The sequence below is a fragment of the Pseudomonas sp. NPDC089569 genome, assembly GCF_050280625.1.
In the GTDB taxonomy this organism is placed as follows: domain Bacteria; phylum Pseudomonadota; class Gammaproteobacteria; order Pseudomonadales; family Pseudomonadaceae; genus Aquipseudomonas.
Genome location: NZ_JBNNVQ010000003.1, coordinates 182,848 through 190,274 on the forward strand (window position 1 = coordinate 182,848; position 7,427 = coordinate 190,274).

Genomic DNA, 7,427 nt, shown 5'->3' on the forward strand with positions numbered 1-7,427 from the left:
ATGCCCTTGAACGAAATACTGATCCTCTACCCTCTGGCGTTCGTCATCATGGCCGGGCTGGTCGGCCTGCTGATAGGCAGCTTTCTCAACGTGTTGATCTGGCGCCTGCCGAAAATGCTCGACCGTGAATGGCGTGGGCAGGCCCATGAAATTCTCGGGCTGCCCGGCGAAACACCACTGCCGACCTACAATCTGCTGCTGCCCCATTCTCAGTGCCCCCATTGCAACCACCGAATCCGTGCCTGGGAAAACATTCCACTGCTGAGTTTTGTGTTTCTGCGTGGACGCTGCTCGGCCTGCGCGACGCCGATCAGCAAACGCTACCCATTGACCGAGCTGGCAAGCGGGCTGCTCTCGGCATTCATTGCCTGGCATTTCGGCTTCGGCGCTCAAGCCTGCCTGGCGCTGCTCCTGACCTGGGGCCTGCTGGCCATGGCCATCATCGATGCCGAACACCAACTGCTGCCGGATGTGCTGGTGCTGCCGTTGATGTGGCTGGGCTTGATCATCAACAGTCTCGGCCTGTTCGCGCCACTGCAAGATGCATTGTGGGGCGCCATCGTCGGCTATATGGCGCTCTGGTCCGTGTTCTGGCTGTTCAAGTTGATCACCGGCAAGGACGGTATGGGCCACGGTGATTTCAAGTTGCTGGCCATGTTCGGGGCCTGGGGAGGCTGGCAGATTTTACCTTTGACCATCCTGCTCTCCTCGCTGGTGGGGGCTGTCATCGGGGTGATTTACCTGCGCATGCGCAAGGCAAAAACCTCGACACCGATCCCGTTTGGCCCCTACCTGGCGATTGCCGGCTGGATTGCCTTGCTCTGGGGTGGTCAAATAACCGACTTCTATTGGCAGTTTGTCGGTTTGAAATGAATACCCCTGTGGAAAAACCCTGGATTCTTGGCCTGACCGGTGGCATCGGCAGCGGTAAAAGCGCGGCGGCCCAACACTTCATCGATCTCGGTGTTCACGTCGTCGATGCCGACCACGCCGCGCGCTGGGTCGTTGAACCGGGCCGGCCGGCGCTGGCGAAGATCGTCGAACACTTCGGCCCCGGCGTGTTGCAGGCCGATGGGCAACTGGATCGCGCCGCCCTGCGCAAACTGATCTTCGAAGTGCCGGACGAACGCCGCTGGCTGGAAGCCTTGCTGCATCCGTTGATCGGCGAGGAAATCGCCCATCATCTGGCGCTGGCAAAATCACCTTACGCCATTCTGGTTTCACCGCTGTTGATCGAGTCCGGCCAGTACGCCATGACCCGGCGGGTACTGGTGATCGATGCTCCCGAACAATTGCAGATCGAGCGCACCCTGCGCCGTGACCAGACCAGCGAAGAGCAAGTCCAGGCGATCCTCAAGGCGCAGTCCAGCCGCCAGGATCGCGTGAGCCATGCCAACGACGTCGTGGTCAATGACCGCGATCTCACCTGGCTGCACAGCGAGGTCGAACGCCTGCATCACTTTTACCTTACTTTGTGTGGAGGCCAGTCATGAGCCAGATCCCGACCGTCGAATGCCCAACCTGCGGCGCTCCCGTCGAATGGAGCCCCGAGAGCAAATACCGGCCTTTCTGTTCCGACCGTTGCAAATTGATCGACTTGGGGGCGTGGGCGTCGGAGGAGCACAAGATTCCAGTGGCCCCCGATGCCGAAGACGAGTTGTTCAGCGGTGATTTCGACCCGCGCCATTGATGCAGGCAGCGACGATGATGCCAGCCTTGAACCGAATCAGGACTTGGGATCGTCGTCCTTCCAGGGTGCGGAAAGGTAGCGCGTGCGGTTGAAGGTCTCCAGCCACTCGGGGCAAAACACAACCAGCGCGCTGACCACCATGCCGTTGATGAATGCCTCGGGAAAAATGATCAGCCACAAATAGCCGATAAAGTCCTCCAGCCAATAAGGCATGACGAAACGCTCGTCGTACCACAGCAACGTCAGCGAAAGCACCAGACACAACAACGCGCAAAGCGCGGCGGCAAAGAAGCCGGAAACGAAGATATACACGAAGAGATTTTTCGGCTGCGCACGCTCCACCAGGATCGCGCAGCATTCGGTCACCAGTACCGGCAGCAGAATGAACAGCGCACCATTTACCCCCATGGCGGCCAGATCCTGACGCCCCAGCAGCACCAGGCCCACTTGCGCCACCAGCCCACCGACCATTGCCAGCGGCCAGTCCAGCAACAGCGTCACCGCCGTCATGCCGATAAAGTGATAAGACACGCCGGTATCGAAATCCCGACGCACCAGCCACAGCATGAACAGTGCGAATACTGTCCCCAGCAACAAATGCTGGCGACGGCTGTCGGTGAACAATTCGACCCAGGGCGCACGGCAGATGGCCCAGATCAACATGGGCACATAGATCAGCCAGCCAAGCGTCAACGTTTGGGACGCCAGCAGTTCTGCACCGATCATGCGGCCAACCTCATGTTTTTCAACGCTGGCTCCTGGATGGACTCACACCGATGTCGAGCAGTCTACTACGCCAGCACGACGTCTCCAGTCGATGCAAATCTATCTGCTTGTCGCATTTGAACGCTAAGCTTTGGCCTATGGATGACTCAGACTACTTACGCCTGCTGACCATCGCGGCCGAGCAAGCCAACGCGTTCCTGTCCAATGCCCGCAAATGGGAGCGAGAGCGTTGGGTGTGCCAGCGCCTGCTGCAAGGCTTGAACATTCCTTATCGCACCGATGAGTTCGCCCCCGCCGGGGAACCGCCCGACGTGCTGTTTCGCGACGCCAGTTTCGAAGTGTTCTTTGTCCTGGACGAAGGTCGGCGCCTCAATGACGAATGGCGCGACGAACTGCAACGCCGCCGTAGCGCATTTTCCCTGAGCCAATTGGTCCGACGCGAGGCCAAGCCCCGGCGCATTCCTGCCAACGAATTTCTGCTGCGACTGGCGCCGACCCTGCGAAAAAAAGCGCATAACTACAAGGAGCGCGGCATGGATCTGGGCGAGCTGGACATCATCGCCTTTGCCAGTCTCAAGCGCGAAGTGCTGGACCTCAACAGCCATTTTCCCCCACCGACCGAATACCTGCGCCAGGGTTGGCGGTCGCTATCACTGGTAGGCCCGACGTTCGCACGTGTGCTGTTCGCCCACCCGGAAGCCCCGGACTTTCTGCGCAGCAACCTGGGGCGCAGCATTGTTTTCGATGTCGGAATCAGCCTGTGAGTCCATTGCAGGCGCTGATTGCAGAGGTTCCCCAGCAAGGCCGTGTTCGCTGGATAGGTGTGCGCCCCACATCACGTTCGTCGATGATTGAACTGGATGCCGTGGAAGCACGGCTGGAGGCCGGCCTGACCGGCGATCACGCACGCCCCGGTGTCCGCAATGCCCGGCAGGTCACGCTCATTCAGTGGGAACATCTGGCAGTGATCAGCTCGCTGATGGGACGCCCCGACGATCACCCGGTCCTGCCTGCAGATTTACGGCGCAATCTCGTCATCAGCGGGATCAATTTGTTCAGTCTCAAGGGCCGCCGCTTCCGTATCGGTCAGGCAGTGTTCGAAACCACAGGCTGGTGTCAGCCCTGCGCACGCCTGGAGAGCAATCTGGGCAAGGGAACGTTCCAGGCTGTACGCGGGCATGGCGGAATCACTGCACGAGTGTTACAAAGTGGCATCATTCGCCTGGACGACACAGTGAGCGTCGAGCCCTTGCCGGCAAGCGGCTATGCTCCGTTCATCGTGGGATAACACCCGTTGTAGCTTCAGTACATTTAGCAACGTCTACCCCTGACGAGGCCCGATATGACAAGCCGCCTGAACCCCGAAGACCAGAAGCATGTCGAAGAGTACCTGCAGCTGTCCCAGCACCGAGTCGAGCGCCGGCCTTTCCGGCCGTGGATGCTCCTCATACTGGTACTGGCAGTGACCATTGGCCTGGGCCTGTTGAGCCGTTTTATCAGTTATCTGACGCTATGAGCTGCTTCGCGCTCGCTCGGGTAACTGCACAGATTTCTTTTAGCCTTGCGAGTTATCCCCATGTCCCATCGTATTGTCATTGTCGGCGGCGGCGCCGGCGGTCTGGAGTTGGCTACCCGTCTGGGTAAGACTCTGGGCAAGCGCGGCACGGCCAGCGTAATGCTGGTCGACGCGAACCTGACCCACATCTGGAAACCGCTGTTGCATGAAGTGGCGGCCGGTTCCCTGAACTCTTCCGAAGATGAACTCAACTATGTTGCCCAGGCGAAATGGAACCACTTCGAGTTCCAGCTGGGGCGCATGAGCGGGCTTGATCGCGCGAACAAGAAAATCCAGTTGGCTGCCACTTATGACGAAGCCGGTCTGGAACTGGTCCCGGCACGGGAAGTGCCTTATGACTCGCTGGTGATTTCCGTCGGCAGCACCACCAACGATTTCGGCACCCTGGGCGCAGCCCAGCACTGCCTGTTCCTCGACACCCGCAAACAGGCCGAACGCTTCCACCAGCAATTGCTCAATCACTACCTGCGCGCGCATGCCGGGCAGAACGATCAAGTCGAGCAAATCAGCGTGGCCATCGTCGGTGCCGGTGCCACCGGGGTCGAGTTGGCCGCCGAACTGCACAACGCCGCCCACGAGCTTGCCGCTTATGGTCTGGATCGGATCAAACCGGAAAACATGCACATCACCCTGATCGAAGCCGGGCCGCGGGTGCTGCCTGCGCTACCGGAGCGTATCGGCGGACCTGTGCACAAAACACTGGAGAAGCTCGGGGTCAATGTCATGACCAACGCAGCGGTCAGTGAGGTGACGGCCGACAGCCTGGTCACCGCCGATGGCAACGTGATCAAGGCCGGCCTGAAGGTCTGGGCTGCGGGAATCCGCGCACCGGGTTTCCTCAAGGAGATCGATGGCCTGGAAACCAACCGGATCAACCAGTTGCAAGTGCTGCCAACCTTGCAGACCACTCGCGACGAAAACATCTTCGCCTTCGGCGATTGTGCGGCTTGCCCGCAACCGGGCAGCGATCGCAATGTGCCGCCGCGTGCCCAGGCTGCGCACCAGCAGGCGTCGTTGCTGGCCAAATCATTGAAACTGCGGATCGAAGGCAAACCGCTGCCGGAGTACAAGTACACCGACTATGGCTCGCTGATTTCGCTCTCGCGTTTTTCCGCTGTGGGTAACTTGATGGGCAACCTCACTGGCAGCGTGATGCTTGAGGGATGGCTGGCGCGGATGTTCTATGTGTCGCTGTATCGTATGCACCAGATGGCACTGTACGGGCCGTTCCGTACGGCGATGCTGATGCTCGGCAGCAAGATCGGCCGAGGCACCGAGCCACGGCTCAAGCTGCACTGATACCTGCCTCTGTGGGAGCGCCGCACCGTCGCTCCCACAGGTTTTTTACATCTCGGAATTACACCCGAAAGCGCCGCACCATCCCCTGCAGGGTATTGGCCAGTTGCGACAATTCGTGACTTGAAGCGCTGGTCTGGTCAGCCCCACTGGCAGACCGCACCGACAGGTCGCGGATGTTCACCAGGTTACGGTCGACCTCGCGTGCGACCTGCGCCTGCTCTTCGGCCGCGCTGGCGATCACCAGGTTTCGCTCATGGATTTCATGCACCGACGCCGTGATCGTTTGCAACGCCTCGCCTGCGCGCTCGGCCAGTACCAATGTACTGGCAGCACGTGAGGCGCTGGCATTCATGGCCTCCAGGGCCAGACTCGAACCGCTGCGCATGCCCTGTACCATCTGTTCGATCTCCCGGGTCGATTGCTGTGTACGCCCGGCCAGAGCGCGCACTTCATCGGCCACGACAGCGAAGCCTCGGCCACTCTCCCCCGCCCGGGCGGCTTCAATAGCCGCATTGAGCGCCAGCAAGTTGGTTTGCTCGGCGATGGCACGAATCACATCCAGTACCTTGCCGATATCCTGGGACTGATCGGCCAACGACTGCACCAATTGCTCCGTACTTTGCACATCCTTTGCCAGTGAACTGATGGCACTGGCCGTCTCGCCGACCCGCTCCTGCCCCACATGCGCGGATTCACTGGACTGGCGGGTCGCGTCGGATGTAGATACCGCATTGCGTGCGACTTCTTCCACAGCACTGGTCATCTCGTTAACCGCCGTGGCCGCCTGTTCTATCTCATTGTTCTGTTGTCGCAGCCCCTGAGTACTGTCGAGTGTGACGGCGCTCAACTCATCGGCTGCCGTCGCCAGCTGCGTTGCGGAACCACTGATACCTTGCAGGGTTTCGCGCAGGTTTTGTTGCATGGTTGCCAACGCCTTGAGCAAACGACTGACTTCATCATTGCCTCGGGTCTCGATCGGGCGAGTCAGGTCGCCCAGGGCCACGTGCTCTGCAGCGTCCAGCGCCTCACTCAGCGGACGCACGATGCTGCGCGTCAGCAACATCGCCAGGCCGACCGTTGCCAAGGCCGCAAGGGCGATAAACAAGCTGACAATCGTGCGTGAGGTTTCGTAATGCGCCTTGGATTTCTCGCTTTCCGCTGCGACCTGTCGAGTAAACAGTTCTGCCAGGTCATTGAGCTGCTTGCCGGACCCGTCGACCACGGTTTTCATGTCCACCAGCAACAACCTGGTCAATTCGTCTCGACGCCCCTGCTCGGCAAGCGTGAAGGATTGCGCAATGCCGGCGCGATAGGCCGTGAAGGTATTTTTGAACTGATCGTACAACGCCTTGCCTTCAGCCGTGGTCACCAGCGCGTCGTAACTGGCGATTTTCTCGCTCAGTTCCTTGTCACGGGTATCCATCTGGCTGCGGTATTGCGCGATGTTCTTCGGATCCTGGTCCAGGGCCATGCGCAGAGAAATGGTGCGTATGCGTAGCATGATTTCACGAATCTCGTCGCCACCGCGGATACTCGGAAGCCATTGTTTCTCCACCGCAACCTCGCTCTCGCGGATGCTCGACATTTGCCCCAGGGCAAAAATCCCGAGCAATGCCACAAGCACCGCGATCAAGGCAAAACCCAGTGCAGCACGGGGTGCAATATTCAACTGACGAAGAAACATAACGAGCGCCTTTGTTTTTTGTTGGCTTGACTGAAGGGCCATGCCCCGACAGCTCGTTATCGGCAAGTTGTACGATGACTTGAAAGCTTCCCCGTTTTTTACGGGCAAAAAAAATCCCCGTATCTTTCGATACGAGGATTTTTTGTATGGTCGGGGTAAGGGGATTCGAACTCCTGACATCCTGCTCCCAAAGCAGGCGCGCTACCGGACTGCGCTATACCCCGGTAAAAAAAAGGCACCCTCGAAAGGCGCCTTCTGCGAACAGAGCTTTTGGCGTCTGATCTTAAGATTCGATTCCAGCGAACTGGTTTCAAAAATGGTGGGTCGTGTAGGATTCGAACCTACGACCAATTGGTTAAAAGCCAACTGCTCTACCAACTGAGCTAACGACCCAAATATGGTCGGGGTAAGGGGATTCGAACTCCTGACATCCTGCTCCCAAAGCAGGCGCG

At 59.1% G+C, this 7,427-nt stretch carries 9 protein-coding genes, 2 tRNA genes and 1 pseudogene; 7 read left to right on the plus strand and 5 right to left on the minus strand.

Features of this window, described 5'->3' with window-relative positions:
• The 3 genes from ACQKP2_RS03170 to yacG are packed head-to-tail and all read left to right on the plus strand — an operon-like array spanning position 1 to position 1,690.
• Positions 1-873, plus strand: a complete 873-nt coding sequence (locus ACQKP2_RS03170; protein WP_427574293.1) for a prepilin peptidase — start codon at positions 1-3, stop codon at positions 871-873.
• Positions 870-1,493, plus strand: a complete 624-nt coding sequence (coaE, locus tag ACQKP2_RS03175; RefSeq protein ID WP_427574295.1) for a dephospho-CoA kinase — start codon at positions 870-872, stop codon at positions 1,491-1,493. Before ACQKP2_RS03170 ends, coaE begins: the two co-directional genes overlap by 4 nt.
• Positions 1,490-1,690: a DNA gyrase inhibitor YacG gene (gene yacG, locus ACQKP2_RS03180; RefSeq protein ID WP_096515130.1), complete on the plus strand. Its 201-nt coding sequence runs from the start codon at positions 1,490-1,492 to the stop codon at positions 1,688-1,690. Before coaE ends, yacG begins: the two co-directional genes overlap by 4 nt.
• A gap of 36 nt (positions 1,691-1,726) precedes the next feature.
• On the opposite strand, the gene ACQKP2_RS03185 is transcribed toward yacG, so the two are convergent.
• Positions 1,727-2,416 carry an energy-coupling factor ABC transporter permease gene (locus ACQKP2_RS03185; protein ID WP_427574297.1) on the minus strand — a complete coding sequence of 230 codons (690 nt, stop codon included), beginning with the start codon at positions 2,414-2,416 and terminating at the stop codon, positions 1,727-1,729.
• A 137-nt stretch (positions 2,417-2,553) separates the two neighbouring features.
• Between ACQKP2_RS03185 and ACQKP2_RS03190 the strand changes: the two genes are divergently transcribed.
• The 4 genes from ACQKP2_RS03190 to ACQKP2_RS03205 are packed head-to-tail and all read left to right on the plus strand — an operon-like array spanning position 2,554 to position 5,291.
• Positions 2,554-3,180 (plus strand): DUF1780 domain-containing protein, encoded by a 627-nt coding sequence (locus ACQKP2_RS03190; RefSeq protein ID WP_427574298.1) that lies wholly within the window; start codon positions 2,554-2,556, stop codon positions 3,178-3,180.
• Complete coding sequence (locus tag ACQKP2_RS03195; RefSeq protein WP_427574299.1) at positions 3,177-3,704, plus strand: MOSC domain-containing protein; 528 nt, start codon at positions 3,177-3,179, stop codon at positions 3,702-3,704. The genes ACQKP2_RS03190 and ACQKP2_RS03195 overlap by 4 nt, the downstream gene beginning before the upstream one ends.
• 54 nt (positions 3,705-3,758) lie before the next feature.
• The gene (locus tag ACQKP2_RS03200; protein WP_427574300.1) at positions 3,759-3,932 is read left to right on the plus strand and encodes a DUF3094 domain-containing protein; all 174 of its coding nucleotides are present in this window, start codon (positions 3,759-3,761) and stop codon (positions 3,930-3,932) included.
• A 60-nt stretch (positions 3,933-3,992) separates the two neighbouring features.
• Positions 3,993-5,291 carry an NAD(P)/FAD-dependent oxidoreductase gene (locus ACQKP2_RS03205; protein WP_427574301.1) on the plus strand — a complete coding sequence of 433 codons (1,299 nt, stop codon included), beginning with the start codon at positions 3,993-3,995 and terminating at the stop codon, positions 5,289-5,291.
• Between the two features lie 58 nt (positions 5,292-5,349).
• Here ACQKP2_RS03205 and ACQKP2_RS03210 read toward each other — a convergent pair whose 3' ends face one another.
• The 4 genes and pseudogenes from ACQKP2_RS03210 to ACQKP2_RS03225 all read right to left on the minus strand — a co-directional run bounded on the left by ACQKP2_RS03210 (position 5,350) and on the right by ACQKP2_RS03225 (position 7,368).
• Positions 5,350-6,213 (minus strand): methyl-accepting chemotaxis protein, encoded by an 864-nt coding sequence (locus ACQKP2_RS03210; protein WP_427574306.1) that lies wholly within the window; start codon positions 6,211-6,213, stop codon positions 5,350-5,352.
• Positions 6,205-7,155 (minus strand): annotated as a pseudogene (locus ACQKP2_RS03215) (MCP four helix bundle domain-containing protein); the annotation flags it as partial. The gene ACQKP2_RS03210 and the pseudogene ACQKP2_RS03215, both read right to left, overlap by 9 nt.
• Positions 7,123-7,199, minus strand: a tRNA-Pro gene (locus ACQKP2_RS03220). The pseudogene ACQKP2_RS03215 and the gene ACQKP2_RS03220, both read right to left, overlap by 33 nt.
• A gap of 93 nt (positions 7,200-7,292) precedes the next feature.
• Positions 7,293-7,368, minus strand: a tRNA-Lys gene (locus tag ACQKP2_RS03225).
• Between the last annotated feature and the right edge of the window lie 59 nt (positions 7,369-7,427).

What these genes read in the sequence shown, in the direction of transcription:
- ACQKP2_RS03170 (WP_427574293.1), top strand. Translation starts at nt 1, where the DNA reads ATGCCCTTGAACGAAATACTGATCCTCTACCCTCTGGCGTTCGTCATC.
- coaE (WP_427574295.1), top strand. Translation starts at nt 870, where the DNA reads ATGAATACCCCTGTGGAAAAACCCTGGATTCTTGGCCTGACCGGTGGC.
- yacG (WP_096515130.1), top strand. Translation starts at nt 1,490, where the DNA reads ATGAGCCAGATCCCGACCGTCGAATGCCCAACCTGCGGCGCTCCCGTC.
- ACQKP2_RS03185 (WP_427574297.1), bottom strand. Translation starts at nt 2,416, where the DNA reads ATGATCGGTGCAGAACTGCTGGCGTCCCAAACGTTGACGCTTGGCTGG.
- ACQKP2_RS03190 (WP_427574298.1), top strand. Translation starts at nt 2,554, where the DNA reads ATGGATGACTCAGACTACTTACGCCTGCTGACCATCGCGGCCGAGCAA.
- ACQKP2_RS03200 (WP_427574300.1), top strand. Translation starts at nt 3,759, where the DNA reads ATGACAAGCCGCCTGAACCCCGAAGACCAGAAGCATGTCGAAGAGTAC.
- ACQKP2_RS03205 (WP_427574301.1), top strand. Translation starts at nt 3,993, where the DNA reads ATGTCCCATCGTATTGTCATTGTCGGCGGCGGCGCCGGCGGTCTGGAG.
- ACQKP2_RS03210 (WP_427574306.1), bottom strand. Translation starts at nt 6,213, where the DNA reads ATGCAACAAAACCTGCGCGAAACCCTGCAAGGTATCAGTGGTTCCGCA.